The following is a 15,086-nucleotide window of genomic DNA, read 5'->3' as shown; positions in this document are numbered from 1 at the left end:
CTTCGGGCCCGCTCCCGCCCCGTCCCCAATTCGGACCAGTGGTCGATCTCGCCTACACTCGGTGCCGTGCCACGTGGTGACGGACGACTCAACCACGACCTGCTCCCCGGCGAGAAGGGCCCCCAGGACGCTTGCGGCGTCTTCGGTGTCTGGGCTCCGGGCGAAGAGGTCGCCAAGCTCACGTACTTCGGGCTCTACGCCCTCCAACACCGGGGCCAGGAATCCGCGGGTATCGCGGTCAGCAACGGCTCCCAGATCCTCGTCTTCAAGGACATGGGCCTTGTGTCCCAGGTCTTCGACGAGACTTCCCTCGGCTCCCTCCAGGGGCATATCGCGGTCGGTCACGCCCGCTACTCGACCACTGGTGCGTCCGTGTGGGAGAACGCGCAGCCGACCTTCCGGGCCACCGCCCACGGTTCGATCGCGCTCGGCCACAACGGCAATCTGGTGAACACGGCGCAGCTCGCCGAGATGGTCGCCGATCTGCCCCGCAAGGACGGCCGCGCCACCCAGGTCGCCGCCACCAACGACACCGACCTCGTCACCGCGCTGCTCGCCGGGCAGACCGACGCGGACGGCAAGCCGCTGACCATCGAGGAAGCGGCCGCCAAGGTCCTGCCCGAGGTCAAGGGCGCCTTCTCCCTCGTCTTCATGGACGAGCACACGCTCTATGCCGCCCGCGACCCGCAGGGCATCCGCCCTCTGGTCCTCGGCCGGCTGGAGCGCGGCTGGGTCGTCGCGTCCGAGACCGCCGCCCTCGACATCTGCGGTGCGAGCTTCGTCCGCGAGATCGAGGCGGGCGAGCTCATCGCGATCGACGAGAACGGCCTGCGCACCTCTCGCTTCGCAGAAGCGAAGCCCAAGGGCTGTGTTTTCGAGTACGTGTACCTCGCCCGCCCCGACACCGACATCGCCGGGCGCAACGTCTATCTCTCCCGTGTGGAGATGGGCCGCCGCCTCGCGAAGGAGGCGCCCGCCGAGGCCGACCTCGTCATAGCGACGCCCGAATCCGGCACCCCCGCCGCCATCGGCTACGCGGAGGCTTCCGGCATCCCCTACGGCGCGGGACTGGTCAAGAACGCGTACGTCGGCCGGACCTTCATCCAGCCCTCGCAGACCATCCGCCAGCTCGGCATCCGCCTCAAGCTGAACCCCCTCAAGGAAGTCATCAAGGGCAAGCGCCTGGTGGTCGTCGACGACTCGATCGTCCGCGGCAACACCCAGCGCGCCCTGGTCAGGATGCTCCGTGAGGCCGGCGCCGCCGAGGTCCACATCCGGATCTCGTCGCCGCCCGTCAAGTGGCCGTGCTTCTTCGGCATAGATTTCGCCACCCGTGCCGAGCTCATCGCGAACGGCATGTCCATCGAGGAGATCGGCACCTCGCTCGGGGCCGACTCCCTCGCGTACATCTCCCTCGACGGCATGATCGAGGCGACCACCATCGCCAAGCCGAACCTGTGCCGCGCCTGCTTCGACGGCGAGTACCCGATGGAGCTGCCCGATCCCGAGCTGCTGGGCAAGCAGCTGCTGGAGACCGAGCTTGCGGGCGGCGCCGACGCCGCCGACGCGCTCCGTCGTCCGTAATCAGGCCCCGTTCAACCAATCGAAAGATTTCAGGCAATGTCTGAGACTGCTGGTGCTTCCTACGCGGCTGCGGGCGTCGACATCGAGGCGGGCGACCGCGCCGTCGAGCTCATGAAGGAGTGGGTGAAGAAGACGCGGCGCCCCGAGGTCCTCGGCGGCATCGGCGGCTTCGCCGGCCTCTTCGACGCCTCCGCGCTCAAGCACTACGAGCGCCCGCTGCTCGCCTCCGCCACCGACGGCGTCGGCACCAAGGTCGATCTGGCCCGTCAGATGGGCGTCTACGACACGATCGGCCACGACCTCGTGGCGATGGTCATGGACGACATCGTCGTCTGCGGAGCCGAGCCCCTGTTCATGACCGACTACATCTGCGTGGGCAAGGTCCACCCGGAGCGTGTCGCCGCCATCGTGAAGGGCATCGCCGAGGGCTGTGTGCTGGCCGGAACGGCCCTGATCGGCGGCGAGACCGCCGAGCACCCGGGCCTGCTGGGTCCGGACGACTTCGACGTCGCCGGCGCCGGTACGGGCGTCGTGGAGGCCGACCGGCTGCTGGGCGCGGATCGTATCCGTACGGGGGACGCGGTCATCGCCATGGCGTCCTCCGGCCTTCACTCGAACGGGTACTCGCTCGTCCGCCACGTGGTGTTCGACCGCATGGGCTGGACGCTCGACCGCGAGATCCCGGAGTTCGGCCGCACCCTCGGCGAGGAGCTGCTGGAGCCGACCAAGATCTACTCGCTGGACTGCCTGGCGCTGACCCGGACCACCGAGGTGCACGCCTTCAGCCACGTCACCGGCGGCGGGCTCGCGGCGAATCTGGCCCGCGTCGTCCCCGACGGCCTGCACGCAGCCCTCGACCGGTCCACCTGGGCCCCCGGCGCGGTCTTCGACCTCGTCGGCTCGGCCGGCCAGATCGAGCGGCTGGAGCTGGAGAAGACCCTCAACATGGGCGTCGGCATGATCGCCGTCGTCCCGGCGGAGTCGGTCGACGTGGCGCTGACGACGCTCGCCGACCGCGGCGTCGACGCCTGGGTCGCCGGCGAGATCACCGAGCGCGGCGAACACACCACCGGCGCGGCACTGAGCGGCGACTACGCGAGCTGAACAGCACAGAACCCGGTCCGGGGCGAGGCCCCGGGCCGGGTTTGAGTGTGCAGGCGTCAAGCGCCGCGACGCTGCGACGAGGGACCGGACTCTTCGTCCTCTTCGTCCTCGTCGTCGTTGTACAGCTCCGCGTAGCGGGCGTACGGGTCGTCTTCTTCGTCGTCCTCGAACGGCTCACCATTCGGCGGCTCGCTAGAAATCGGACTCGAAGTCGATGCGCCCAGCTCGTTGGCCAGACGCGACAGGTCAGTCCCGCCGCTGTTGTACTTCAGCTGGCGGGCGACCTTCGTCTGCTTGGCCTTGGCCCGGCCGCGCCCCATGGCTCGACCCCCTCGGTGACGGGGCTCGACGGCCCCAGAGTCTTGACACGCGTTCATGATTCGGAACGGGCTCTCCTTGGAGAGACCGGTCCGTAGGGCTTCAACGGTACCTGCTTCCGCGGCCATACGGTACGCCGCCCGCATGACGTGCCACCTCGCAGAACCCGCGAGGCGCCCTGTCCTCGCTGGTCAACCGCGATTTTAACCTCTTCTTGGCGGTCGACCCGCCGACCGGCGTGAGTCTTGTCTCCCCGGTCGGCGGGCATCCGCTCCGTGGCCGTGTCGTGACCGCTTTCCCGGCGGCGTCCGCGGTCGCGTCCGTGGCCGCCGCCGGCTCAGCGGCGGCGCGCCTCCGCCATCCGCTGCTCGGCGATCCGGTCGGCCGCCGCAGCCGGCGGAATGCCGTCTTCCTTCGCACGTGCGAATATGGCCAGCGTGGTGTCGAAGATCTTCGACGCCTTCGCCTTGCACCGGTCGAAGTCGAACCCGTGGAGCTCGTCGGCGACCTGGATGACGCCGCCCGCGTTCACGACGTAGTCCGGCGCGTAGAGGATGTGGCGGTCGGCGAGGTCCTTCTCGATGCCCGGGTGCGCGAGCTGGTTGTTGGCCGCTCCGCACACGATCCGCGCGGTCAGCACGGGGACGGTCGCGTCGTTCAGGGCGCCGCCGAGCGCACAGGGGGCGTAGATGTCCAGGCCCTCGGTGCGGATCAGCGTGTCGGTGTTCTCGGCCACGGCGACCTGCGGGAACTTGTCGGTGATACGGCGCACCGATTCCTCCCGCACGTCCGTGATGACGACCTCGGCGCCGTCCTCCAGCAGATGCTCGACCAGGTAGTGGCCGACCTTGCCGACGCCGGCGACACCGACCTTGCGGCCCCGCAGCGTCGGGTCGCCCCACTCGTGCTGCGCGGAGGCGCGCATGCCCTGGAAGACGCCGTACGCGGTGAGGACGGACGAGTCGCCCGCGCCGCCGTTCTCCGGGGAGCGTCCTGTGGTCCAGCGGTTCTCGCGCGCGACGACGTCCATGTCGGCGACGTACGTGCCGACGTCGCAGGCCGTGACGTAACGGCCACCGAGCGACGCCACGAACCGGCCGTAGGCCAGCAGCAGCTCCTCGGTCTTGATCAGATCCGGGTCCCCGATGATCACGGCCTTGCCGCCGCCGTGGTCGAGACCGGCCATGGCGTTCTTGTACGACATCCCGCGCGAGAGGTTCAGCGCGTCGGCGACGGCCGCTTCCTCGGAGGCGTAGGGGTAGAAGCGCGTTCCGCCGAGGGCGGGGCCCAGGGCGGTGGAGTGGATGGCGATGACGGCCTTCAGGCCACTGGCGCGGTCCTGGCACAGCACGACTTGTTCGTGGCCCCCCTGGTCCGAGTGGAACAGGGTGTGCAGGACGCCGTCGGTCACATCGGTCACGGTGGTGACTCCCAAGTACGAAGCGGCGGTTTGTGGACCCTCCTGCGGGTGGGGAGGGACCCGGTGGGCAAGAGAGTAAGTCCTACGGGTGCGTAGATCCGACCCAGTGCCGAGGATCACCCCCTCCCGGAGTACGTGCGTGGAAGGATTTGCGACATGCCGGCCGTCACTTCTGTGCTCGTCCCGTACGCCTCCTACCTGCGGGTGTACGAGCCGCTGGCGGCCTTTCCCGAGCCGGAGCGGAGCCACTGGGCGCGCTACGCCCGCAGCGGCCGCACACCCACGGCCCAGGACGAACTCCGGCGCTCCCTGGCGGACTTGCTGCCGACGCCCCCCGTGCCGGTGCCGGTCCACGAGAGCGCGGAGGCCTTCGTCGCCGAGGTGGACGGGGTGGTCTGCGTCTGCCCCTGGCGCACCAGACTGCGCGGCTGGCTGGCGCTGGAGGAGCTGGCCGGGCAGTTGCCCGAGCCCGTGCTGGACGCGGTGCTGCCGCCCGTGGTGCGCGGGCAGGCCGTCGCGGACTACGAGGCGTGGCGCGAGCGCAATCCCGACGCCCGGCCGTGGATCAGGACGGCGGTGTGGCAGGTGCCGGTGCGCTGGTTCGCGCTGTTTGCGGACGAGGAGCGCGAGTACGAGCCCGGGGACGTGCCCGGTGTGCCGCCGCTGCTGCGCTACCGGACGCCGATGGTGCAGGCCAGGCGCAGGCTCGCACGCGCGCTCAAAGCGCTGAGGGAGACGATCGACGAGGGACCCCTGACCGAGGGCCTGGTGGATGTGGGGAAGTGGATGGAGGAATTCCACCCGCGCTCGCTCGTCGAGCTCGACTACGGCGGGCTCGTCCACGCCCTCACCCCGGAGCAACTCGCCGACGACCGCTCGGCGGCGGACCTCGCGGAGGGGATCGCGGCGCTCAGGGCCGGTGACGGCGACGGCGCGGGCGAGGCGTACGGGCGGCTCGCGGAGCGGTGGCGGGCGGTGCGGGACCGGCAGTTCGCGAACTGACGTTCCGGTGACGAGCTGCTGAACGGGTGATGGCGGGACGTAGGTCCCGATCCGGGCCTTTGGCTCAAGCGTGACGGACAGCACTAAGTCGCTCCTTGCGTCCATCGCCCACCCTCGTGCCAAAATAGGACAAGGAGTCCGGGGAGGGTTCCTTCCGTCTACATAAATGGCGGATTGCTCAGCATTGCACTCTATGGGGGGTCTGACGACTCCTGATCGCTCTGTGACTGATCGTCACTGTGACGTGACTGTCCGTTATGGCATGGTCCATCGGCTTCCGCCGCTGATGAACACCTGAGAGGGCAATTCCATCGGTTTGGCCGACGTGGCTGGACAGATGGTGTAGTTGTAGTGCCGAGGACAAGCCGTTCGTCCTATAACCGACTCGGCCCGCGTCTGCCATTTCGGGCAACGCGGGTCAAGGTGCAGAATTTAGAGGAAAGAACCGAGAGGGTTCGGTTCTCCCGAGGAGGCCGCTCATGACCGCTCGCACCCCTGATGCCGAGCCGCTGCTGACCCCGGCTGAGGTTGCCACGATGTTCCGCGTGGACCCGAAGACGGTCACTCGCTGGGCAAAGGCTGGCAAGCTCACGTCCATCCGTACGCTCGGTGGACACCGCCGGTACCGCGAGGCAGAGGTCCGCGCACTGCTTGCGGGTATTCCGCAGCAGCGCAGCGAGGCCTGACACCCCGATAGCAGGGCATAGCCGGGCCCCCCAAGCCCGCAGCCCGAAATAGAGCTCGACACGGCGGGCGCCTGCCCCAACAGGTTTCGTCGTCGATCGCGCTGGACTCCGCCGGGTCCAGCGCGATCTTTTTTGTGCGCCGCGCGGTCGGCGCCGTGGGCCGACGATGTGCTGGCCAGAGGGTCGCTCGGAGTGGCGGCGAGGCTCTCTCAGAGCGGTGCAATTGCACATATTAAATTGGGTCCTTGTAGGGAGTGGGTAAGTTCCCCCGTTCAGAAAACTCGTGAGGTGACTCCCGTCACATGGCCGGAGGCCGGGCCGAGGTGTCGCCCTCGGTGGTCGTCCCGTCCGGCTCGGCGGGTACCACCGCCTCCGTGGCGTGCGGGGCGTCCGTGGCATCCGTGGCGTCCATGGCGAGGCGCAGCAGTCGATGGCACACCGGACAGTGCCCGGTGAAGTGCCGGTAGCCCGAGACGGCCGCCAGATGGGCGCGCAGCAGCGCCCGGGTCTCGTGCCTCGCTGTGGATGCCGCCATGCGCCACCTCCGCGGTCGGGGGCCCCTACCCCTGTCTTGACTGGGTACCGGCGGCAAGTGGCCCCGTCAATACGCCAGAAGGCCCCGCACCAAACGGTGCGGGGCCTTCCGTATTGACGCGGTCTTGACGGGACGTGCTGTGTGCGATGGCGGTTCCCCCGCGGGCGCGGCCCCGAGGGCTGCACGGCAAGGCCCCGCACCGCCTGGTGCAGGGGCGCGCCGGGCCCGCATGACGAAGGCCCCCGCATCAAGCGATGCGAGGGCCTTTCGTTGCTGCGGTCCTGACGGGATTTGAACCCGCGGCCTCCACCTTGACAGGGTGGCGAGCACTCCAAACTGCTCCACAGGACCAGATCTTGCAGCCCGTACTTCCTTGGCTGCGAGAGAGACTGTACAGCAGGTCAGACGGTCCGGTCGAACTCAAGCAAGACAACGGCCGCGTCATGGCCGTTCACGGTGCCGCCGCGTCGATCGCCTTGACGATGCGCTTGTCCGAGACGGGGTACGCCGTGCCCAGGGCGTGGGCGAAGTAGCTCACGCGCAGCTCCTCGATCATCCAGCGGATGTCCAGGACCTCCTGCGGCACCGGCCGCCCCTTGGGCAGCTGCTCCAGGAGCCAGGCGTACTCGTCCTGCATCTCGTGGACCTTCTCCATGCGCGTCGTGTCGCGCTGGACGGCCGTCGGCATCTGCTGGAGCCGGCGGTCGACCGCGATCAGGTAGCGCATCAGGTCGGGCAGTCGCCGCAGGCCCGTCCTCGTCACGAAACCGGCCGGCACGAGGGCCGTCAGCTGCTCCCGGACGTCCTGGACGTTCTTGACGAGCGCCAGGCTGTTCGTGGCCTTGAGACGGCGCTCACAGGCCTGCCAGGCGGCCAGGATCTGCCCGACCTGGTCCACGGTCCGCACGGTCGCGTCCACGAGGTCCGCGCGGACCTTGTCGTACAGCTTCCGGAACGATTCCTCGTCCCAGGCCGGGCCGCCGTGGTCGGCGATCAGCCTGTCCGCCGCCGCGGTCGCGCAGTCGTCGAAGAGCGCCTGGATGGAGCCGTGCGGATTGCGGGAGAGGGCCAGCTTCTGCTGGTTCGTCAGCCGCTCGGACGCGAACTTCGCCGGGTTGACCGGGATGTTCAGCAGGATCAGCTTCCGCGTGCCCTGCCACATCGCCTGGGCCTGCTCGGCCTCGGTGTCGAAGAGGCGTACGGCGACGGTGCCCGCCGCGACTCCCTCCTGGTCGACGAGGGCCGGGTACGCCTTGACGGGCTGGCCCGCGCGCCGGGTCTCGAAGACCTTCGTCAGCGTGCCGATCGTCCAGTCGGTGAGGCCCGTGCGCTCGACGGCGGTGCCGCCCGAACGCTCGGCGGTGGCCGCGGCGGCCTGGGAGAGGGCCTGACGGGCCTTGGGCCGCAGCTGGAGTCGCAGCGTCTCCAGGTCCTTGTCCTCGGCGAGCTTGCGATGGCGCTCGTCGACGATCCGAAACGTGATCTTCAGGTGGTCCGGGACCCTCGAGAGATCGAAGTCGTCGCCCGAGACGGGCACGCCGACCATGCGCTGCAGCTCACGCGCCAGCGTGACCGGGAGCGGCTCCTGCAGGGGCACCGCCCGCTCCAGGAACGCCTTCGCGTAGTTCGGCGCGGGCACGTAGTGGCGGCGGATCGGCTTGGGGAGGGAGCGGATCAGCTCCGTGACGACCTCTTCGCGCAGCCCCGGGATCTGCCAGTCGAAGCCCTCGTCCGTGACCTGGTTGAGGACCTGGAGCGGGATGTGGACGGTGACACCGTCCGCGTCCGCGCCCGGCTCGAACTGGTACGTGACCGGGAACTTCAGCCGCCCCTGGCGCCACGAGTCCGGGTAGTCGTCCTTGGTGACCGCCCCGGCCTTCTCGTTGATGAGCATCTCGCGCTCGAAGTCGAGGAGCTCGGGCTCCTCGCGGCGCTTGTGCTTCCACCACGAGTCGAAGTGAGCGCCGGAGACGACGTGCTCCGGCACCCGCTGGTCGTAGAAGTCGAACAGGGTCTCGTCGTCGACGAGAATGTCGCGGCGCCGGGCGCGGTGCTCCAACTCCTCGACCTCGGTGAGGAGTCTGCGGTTCTCGGCGAAGAACTTGTGGTGGGTGCGCCAGTCGCCCTCGACGAGCGCGTTGCGGATGAAAAGCTCGCGGCTCGTCTCCGGGTCGATCCGCCCGTAGTTGACCTTGCGCTGGGCGATGATCGGCACGCCGTAGAGCGTGACCTTCTCGTACGCCATCACCGCCGCCTGGTCCTTCTCCCAGTGCGGCTCGCTGTAGGTGCGCTTGAGCAGGTGACCGGCGAGCGGCTCGATCCACTCCGGCTCGATCTTCGCGTTGACCCTGGCCCAGAGGCGGGACGTCTCGACGAGCTCGGCCGACATGATGAAGCGCGGGGGCTTCTTGAAGAGGGACGAGCCGGGGAAGACGGCGAACTTCGCGCTGCGGGCGCCCAGGTACTCGTTCTTCGCGCCGTCCTTCACGTCCTTCATCCCGATGTGGGAGAGCAGCCCGGCGAGCAGCGAGACGTGGACGGACTGCTCCGGGGCGGCAGTGTCCGCCGAAGGCTCCTCGAGATGCATCCCCATCTGCTTGGCGACCGTGCGCAGCTGCGCGTAGATGTCCTGCCATTCGCGGATGCGCAGGAAGTTCAGGTACTCCTGCTTGCACATCCGGCGGAAGCTGGAGGACCCGCGCTCCTTCTGCTGCTCGCGTACGTACCGCCAGAGATTGAGGAAGGCGAGGAAGTCGCTCGTCTCGTCCTTGAACCGGGCGTGCATCTGATCGGCCTGCGCCTGCTTGTCGGCGGGGCGCTCGCGCGGGTCCTGGATGGAGAGCGCGGCCGCGATGACCATGACCTCGCGGACACAGCCGTTCTTGTCGGCCTCCAGGACCATCCGGGCGAGGCGCGGGTCGACGGGCAGCTGGGCCAGCTTGCGGCCCATCGGCGTCAGCCGCTTCTTCGGGTCCTTCTGGGTGGGGTCCAGTGCGCCCAGCTCCTGGAGGAGCTGCACGCCGTCGCGGATGTTGCGGTGGTCCGGCGGGTCGATGAAGGGGAACTTCTCGATGTCGCCGAGGCCGGCGGCGGTCATCTGGAGGATGACGGACGCCAGGTTCGTCCGGAGGATCTCCGCGTCCGTGAACTCGGGGCGGGCCTCGAAGTCCTCCTCGGAGTACAGCCGGATGCAGATGCCGTCGGACGTGCGCCCGCAGCGGCCCTTGCGCTGGTTGGCGCTGGCCTGGCTGACGGCCTCGATGGGGAGGCGCTGGACCTTGGTGCGATGGCTGTAGCGGGAGATACGGGCGGTGCCCGGGTCGATCACGTACTTGATGCCGGGGACAGTCAGCGACGTCTCGGCCACGTTCGTCGCGAGGACGATGCGGCGGCCGGTGTGCGGCTGGAAGACGCGGTGCTGCTCGGCGTGCGAGAGGCGGGCGTAGAGGGGGAGGACCTCGGTGTGGCGCAGGTTTCTCTTGAGGAGCGCGTCCGCGGTGTCGCGGATCTCGCGCTCGCCGGAGAGGAAGACCAGGATGTCGCCGGGGCCTTCGGCCTGGAGCTCGTCGGCGGCGTCGCAGATGGCGGTGATCTGGTCGCGGTCGGACTCCTCGCTGTCCTCCTCCAGGAGCGGCCGGTAGCGGACCTCGACGGGATACGTACGCCCGCTGACCTCGACGATCGGCGCATCGCCGAAGTGGCGGGAGAAGCGCTCGGGGTCGATGGTCGCGGAGGTGATCACGACCTTGAGGTCCGGGCGCTTGGGCAGCAGCTGGGCCAGATAGCCGAGCAGGAAGTCGATGTTGAGGGACCGCTCGTGCGCCTCGTCGATGATGATCGTGTCGTACGCGCGCAGCTCGCGGTCCGTCTGGATCTCGGCGAGCAGGATGCCGTCCGTCATGAGCTTGACGAAGGTGTCCTGGCCCACCTGATCGGTGAAGCGGACCTTCCAGCCGACGGCCTCGCCGAGCGGGGTGCGCAGCTCCTCGGCGACGCGCTCCGCGACCGTGCGGGCGGCGATCCGGCGGGGCTGGGTGTGCCCGATCATGCCGCGGACGCCCCGGCCGAGCTCCAGACAGATCTTCGGGATCTGCGTGGTTTTGCCGGAGCCGGTCTCACCCGCGACGATCACGACCTGGTGGTCCCGTATCGCCGCGAGGATCTCGTCCTTCCTCTGACTGACCGGCAGCTGCTCGGGGTACGAGACCCGCGGCATCCGCGCCGCACGCTCGGCGGTACGGGCAGCTGCCTTGGCCGCCTCGGCCGCGATCTCGTCCAGCACGGCCTGTCGCGCCTCGGGCTTACGGATCCGGCGGGTGCCTTCGAGCCGCCGGCCGAGCCGGTGCGCGTCGCGCAGCGGGATCTCGGCCAGCTGGGTCTGGAGATCGGCGAGAGTAGACATACGGAGTCCAGGATCGCACCCGCGCGAGCGGACTGGCGAACCCATTTGCGGTGGCGGCGCGGGGTCGCCCGGCCGGATACGGCCCGGCGGAGTGAGATCGCCCGGCCGGACGAGGCCCGGCGGAGTGAGATTGCCCGGCCGGACGAGGCCCGGCGGAGTGAGATTGCCCGGCCGGACGAGGCCCGGCGGAGTGAGATTGCCCGGCCGGACGAGGCCCGGCGCCCCGTACGGTTGCGGCACATCGACCGATTACGGCAGCCGACGGGCAGGAGACCGCCCGCCCGTGCCCAGCGCCGGCAGCCGCCGGGGCCGCGACGCCTTCGCGGTGGTGGCCGCGCTGGTGGCGGTGCTGTGCGGGGTGCTGCTCGGCCGATTCGGCCGTCCCGAGGAGATCGCGGGCGCCGTCGCGTATCCGGCGAGTCCGTACGGCGACTACGGCAGCGGCGCCACGCTCCGCGTGGACGGCGGCACGATCCGCTCGGTGATCTGACCGGGAAGCCGCGTGACGTCACGGAGGGCAGGCGGCCCGCGACGTGCGGGCAGAGTGGACGCCGCCCGGCGTACGTCTGGCGGCGGCCGACCGGCTGGCCGGAGGCTCGGGGCCATCCGGCATGATCGGCGCACGCTCTCGTGAGCCGTTGGCGTAACCGGTCGGCACAACCGACACGAGAACACCCCCGCCGAAGATCTTCGACGAGGGTGTTTGCCCTGATGAGGGCGACTGTGGCTGGGGCCGGGGTCGAACCGGCGACCTTCCGCTTTTCAGGCGGACGCTCGTACCAACTGAGCTACCCAGCCACGCAGCTCTTGCGAGCTGCAGCGGTCCTGACGGGATTTGAACCCGCGGCCTCCACCTTGACAGGGTGGCGAGCACTCCAAACTGCTCCACAGGACCAGAGGTGATGCATTGTGCGAGACACAGTCTCGCACACGGTGATGCGTGCCCCCAACGGGATTCGAACCCGTGCTACCGCCTTGAAAGGGCGGCGTCCTGGGCCACTAGACGATGAGGGCTAAGGGCCCACCTGGGCGCTTCGCAGCGCGTCGGGGACGTGAGAAGCATATGGGATGCGGGGAGCTATCGCCAAAACGCTTTTCCCGGGGGTTCGGGCGTGGCCCCCGGAGGCGCAGTGCGGAGGGCCGGGGTTCGCCCCCCGGGGAGGGCGGCCAGGCGGCCCGGCGGCGCCCCCGCAACGGCGCGGCGGCTCCGGGGGCGCTCGCGGAACGGAGCGGCGTGGGTCATTCGGGGGGCGTTGCCGAGGGGGACCCGGGCGGCGGTCCTGTCGCGGGTTCGGGGGTGGCCAGGTGGCGACTGACCTCGGCCGTCGTGAGGCCCAGGCCGCCCAGGGTGATCTCGTCCCAGGCCTGGAGGCGGCGGGTGCCCCGGTCGAGGTAGAGGACGGAGGCGCGAACCTTCTCCGGCTCGTCGTTCTGGACCGCGCGCAGGCCGCCGCCGCCCGTGGAGCCCTCGATCTTGAGGCGGGTGCCGAGGGGGAGGAGCTCGGTCTCGCGGTGGTGGACGTGGCCGGCCAGTACGAGCGGGACCTCCCCGTCGGTCTCGCGGGCCGCAACGGGGTTGTGGGCGACGGCGATGTCGACGGGCGTTCCCGCGCGGTGCTGGTCGCGGAGGGCGGAGGCGAGTCGGATGCCGGCCATGCGTTCGGCGGGGTCGCCCTGGGGCTGGGTCGAGCGGTCCGGGGTGAACTGCGGGTCGCCGGTGCCGGCCACCCGCAGGCCCGCGACGGTGACCGCGCGGCCGTCGTCGAGGACGTGGACGTTCTTCAGGCGCTCCAGGTAATGCTGGGTGGTGGGCGAGTCGTGGTTGCCGCGGACCCAGACGTAGGGCGCGCCGAGGTCGGGGATCGGGTCGAGGAACGTGTTCTCGGCGGCGGTGCCGTGGTCCATGGTGTCGCCGGAGTCGATGACGACGTCGATCTCGTACTGCTCCACGAGCGAGCCGATGATGTGCCACGCGGCCGGGTTGAGGTGGATGTCGGAGACGTGCAGGACGCGCATCGTGCCGGGGTCCGGCTGGTAGACGGGAAGCGTGGACGTCGCGTCGTACAGCTTCGTGACGTTGGTGACCAGGCGTGCCAACTCCTTCTGGTAGACGTCGAATTCGGTGACGATCGAGCGTGCGTTGCCGACGACGGAGGGGGCCGAGGACAGCAGTCCCGAGAACTTCGGCTCCAGCACGGACTTCGGGTTCCAGGTGGCGTACGCGCTGATGCCCGAGGCCGCGAGGAGTACGAGTGCGAGGCCGCCCGCCGCGAGCGCCCGGCGCGGGCGGCGGTAGACCGCGAGGCCGAGGGCGGTGGCGCCGGAGACGACGGCGACGCACGAGCGCCACGCCAGTTCGCGGGCGCCCGCCGTGACGTCCTGGCTGACCTCGGACTGGAGCCCCGAGAGGCGCTCGGGGTGCTCGACGAGTGCCTGGGAGCGGACCGGGTCGAGCCGGTCGACATCGACGTCGAGGCGGATGGGCGCCACATGGGATTCCAGCTCCAGGGCGCCGAGCGGCGAGACGTTGATCTTCGTGCCGCCGGTGAGGGACGGGCGCAGGGTCATCGTCGTGTCCATCGGCCCCACGGGCGTTCGGACGGCCCCGACGACGAGCAGGCCGAGCCAGGCTCCCGTCAGGACGACGACGAGCAGGGCGAGTGCGCGGGCGTAGGGACGTGTGGGGCGCGTGGGGTGCGAGAGGTCGGTGGGGGTGTCGGGGAGAGGCTGGGCGAGGGTCTCGGTGTGGCTCGACCGGCGGCGCGACCGGGCCCGGAGCGTTGACCGGGGCCGGTGGTATCGGCGCGTGATGCCGGTGAGGAGGGCGCGAAGCCGTTCACGAGCGCGGACCATTGGTCCCGTATGCCCAGGCTCGGGGTGGGCTATGCCCGCGGCCGGGGACGGGTGTGCGTGACAATGGCCGGGTGCTGGAGATGACGCGCGAGGAGTTCGAGGAACTGGTGGCCGAGGCGCTGGACAGGATCCCGCCGGAGCTGACGCGGCTGATGGACAACGTCGCGGTGTTCGTCGAGGACGAACCCACCGCCGACGATCCCGAGCTGCTCGGGCTCTACGAGGGGACTCCGCTGACCGACCGCGGCGAGTGGTACGCCGGCGTGCTGCCGGACCGGATCACGATCTACCGGGGGCCGACGCTGCGGATGTGCGAGTCGCGGGAGGACGTCGTCGCCGAGACCGAGATCACGGTGGTCCATGAGATCGCCCATCACTTCGGAATCGACGACGAGCGGTTGCACGCGCTGGGCTACGGGTGAGTCCTTCGGCCCCTTGCAGCAGCCGAGGGGGCTCCGGGCGTGTCCCTCGCAGGGCAAAGGGAGTTGGGCAGGGAAACCGCGTCCCGTGTCCCGGAGGTGCCGCTCGTGCGCCAGTTGTCCGCCCCCGGCCGTTGTGCCGTATGGATCGCCACCGCCCTGGCGGTCGCGGCCTCCGCAGGCTGCATGAGCATCGGCGACGACGGCGGTGAAGGGGCGCCCGTGAAGTCCCCGCAGCAGAAAGGGGCCGCGGCCGAGCCCGACGGCGGCGGAGCCGCGCAGGGCGGTGCCGGTGGGCACGGTCGTACGGGCATGGGCGGAGCGGCGCAGTCCGGCGGGGCTGCGAGCAAGGGCGGCGGCGAGGACGCGGGAGCCGGAGCGAGCCCGAGCGCGTCCGTGGCGTCGTCCGCGCAGCCGCCGAAGGGTGGCGGTGGCAGCGGGGGCGTGAAGCCCGCCGATCCGCAGGGGCCCACGCCGCCGGCCGGTGAGCCGACCTTGTCGGCGGAGCCCACTCCGCCGGCCGGTGAGTCGACCCCGCCCGTGGACCCGACCCCGCCCGGCCCGGACCCGTCGGGAGCGCCGACCGACTCGCCGTCCGCGTCCCCGGCGGCCGACACGCAGATGGGCGCGATGCGTGCGGCCGACGAGGACGGGGAGGGGGTGCGCGCCGAGCCGACGGCATCACCGCAGATGGAGCCCGCGTCGCGGGTACGGGGTCCGGGTGGCGGGCGGTGGATGTGACGAGCGCCGCAGTCAGGCGGTT

Annotated in this window: 12 protein-coding genes and 4 tRNA genes; 7 read left to right on the top strand and 9 right to left on the bottom strand. The window is 70.2% G+C overall.

The window, feature by feature from the left end:
* The first annotated feature begins 66 nt into the window (after positions 1 to 66).
* Together purF and purM are read left to right on the top strand one after the other, a co-directional pair.
* Positions 67 to 1,584, top strand: a complete 1,518-nt coding sequence (purF, locus tag ACWCP0_RS24975) for an amidophosphoribosyltransferase (RefSeq protein WP_451081021.1) — start codon at positions 67 to 69, stop codon at positions 1,582 to 1,584.
* A gap of 36 nt (positions 1,585 to 1,620) precedes the next feature.
* A complete protein-coding gene (gene purM, locus ACWCP0_RS24970; protein WP_451081020.1) occupies positions 1,621 to 2,688 on the top strand; it encodes a phosphoribosylformylglycinamidine cyclo-ligase in 1,068 nt (355 codons plus the stop codon).
* 56 nt (positions 2,689 to 2,744) lie between these two features.
* Here purM and ACWCP0_RS24965 read toward each other — a convergent pair whose 3' ends face one another.
* Together ACWCP0_RS24965 and ACWCP0_RS24960 are read right to left on the bottom strand one after the other, a co-directional pair.
* Complete coding sequence (locus ACWCP0_RS24965; protein ID WP_351231185.1) at positions 2,745 to 3,008, bottom strand: DUF3073 domain-containing protein; 264 nt, start codon at positions 3,006 to 3,008, stop codon at positions 2,745 to 2,747.
* A 335-nt stretch (positions 3,009 to 3,343) separates the two neighbouring features.
* Positions 3,344 to 4,426 (bottom strand): Leu/Phe/Val dehydrogenase, encoded by a 1,083-nt coding sequence (locus ACWCP0_RS24960; protein ID WP_451081019.1) that lies wholly within the window; start codon positions 4,424 to 4,426, stop codon positions 3,344 to 3,346.
* A gap of 156 nt (positions 4,427 to 4,582) precedes the next feature.
* On the opposite strand from ACWCP0_RS24960, the gene ACWCP0_RS24955 reads away from it, so the two are divergent.
* Both ACWCP0_RS24955 and bldC read left to right on the top strand, forming a co-directional pair.
* Positions 4,583 to 5,428 (top strand): hypothetical protein, encoded by an 846-nt coding sequence (locus tag ACWCP0_RS24955; RefSeq protein ID WP_451081018.1) that lies wholly within the window; start codon positions 4,583 to 4,585, stop codon positions 5,426 to 5,428.
* A gap of 479 nt (positions 5,429 to 5,907) precedes the next feature.
* The gene (gene bldC, locus ACWCP0_RS24950) at positions 5,908 to 6,114 is read left to right on the top strand and encodes a developmental transcriptional regulator BldC (RefSeq protein WP_003949541.1); all 207 of its coding nucleotides are present in this window, start codon (positions 5,908 to 5,910) and stop codon (positions 6,112 to 6,114) included.
* A gap of 298 nt (positions 6,115 to 6,412) precedes the next feature.
* Here bldC and ACWCP0_RS24945 read toward each other — a convergent pair whose 3' ends face one another.
* The 3 genes from ACWCP0_RS24945 to hrpA all read right to left on the bottom strand — a co-directional run bounded on the left by ACWCP0_RS24945 (position 6,413) and on the right by hrpA (position 11,051).
* The gene (locus ACWCP0_RS24945; protein WP_451081017.1) at positions 6,413 to 6,649 is read right to left on the bottom strand and encodes a DUF6274 family protein; all 237 of its coding nucleotides are present in this window, start codon (positions 6,647 to 6,649) and stop codon (positions 6,413 to 6,415) included.
* Between the two features lie 276 nt (positions 6,650 to 6,925).
* Positions 6,926 to 7,000, bottom strand: a tRNA-Asp gene (locus ACWCP0_RS24940).
* A gap of 100 nt (positions 7,001 to 7,100) precedes the next feature.
* Complete coding sequence (gene hrpA / locus ACWCP0_RS24935) at positions 7,101 to 11,051, bottom strand: ATP-dependent RNA helicase HrpA (protein WP_451081016.1); 3,951 nt, start codon at positions 11,049 to 11,051, stop codon at positions 7,101 to 7,103.
* A gap of 283 nt (positions 11,052 to 11,334) precedes the next feature.
* Between hrpA and ACWCP0_RS24930 the strand changes: the two genes are divergently transcribed.
* Positions 11,335 to 11,541: a hypothetical protein gene (locus ACWCP0_RS24930; protein WP_451081015.1), complete on the top strand. Its 207-nt coding sequence runs from the start codon at positions 11,335 to 11,337 to the stop codon at positions 11,539 to 11,541.
* Positions 11,542 to 11,775: 234 nt separating this feature from the next.
* Here ACWCP0_RS24930 and ACWCP0_RS24925 read toward each other — a convergent pair.
* The 4 genes from ACWCP0_RS24925 to ACWCP0_RS24910 form a co-directional block, all read right to left on the bottom strand.
* Positions 11,776 to 11,849 (bottom strand) — tRNA-Phe (locus ACWCP0_RS24925).
* 22 nt (positions 11,850 to 11,871) lie between these two features.
* Positions 11,872 to 11,946, bottom strand: a tRNA-Asp gene (locus tag ACWCP0_RS24920).
* Between the two features lie 46 nt (positions 11,947 to 11,992).
* Positions 11,993 to 12,065 (bottom strand) — tRNA-Glu (locus tag ACWCP0_RS24915).
* A 225-nt stretch (positions 12,066 to 12,290) separates the two neighbouring features.
* Positions 12,291 to 13,904, bottom strand: a complete 1,614-nt coding sequence (locus tag ACWCP0_RS24910) for a metallophosphoesterase family protein (RefSeq protein WP_451081014.1) — start codon at positions 13,902 to 13,904, stop codon at positions 12,291 to 12,293.
* Between the two features lie 71 nt (positions 13,905 to 13,975).
* On the opposite strand from ACWCP0_RS24910, the gene ACWCP0_RS24905 reads away from it, so the two are divergent.
* Together ACWCP0_RS24905 and ACWCP0_RS24900 are read left to right on the top strand one after the other, a co-directional pair.
* The gene (locus tag ACWCP0_RS24905; RefSeq protein WP_267245427.1) at positions 13,976 to 14,326 is read left to right on the top strand and encodes a metallopeptidase family protein; all 351 of its coding nucleotides are present in this window, start codon (positions 13,976 to 13,978) and stop codon (positions 14,324 to 14,326) included.
* 105 nt (positions 14,327 to 14,431) lie between these two features.
* Entirely contained in the window at positions 14,432 to 15,064 is a 633-nt protein-coding gene (locus tag ACWCP0_RS24900; RefSeq protein ID WP_451081013.1) for a hypothetical protein, read from the top strand.
* Positions 15,065 to 15,086: the final 22 nt, after the last annotated feature.

It is taken from the genome of Streptomyces sp. NPDC001970 (assembly GCF_053594115.1).
This window is presented reverse-complemented; position numbering and strand designations above follow the sequence as displayed.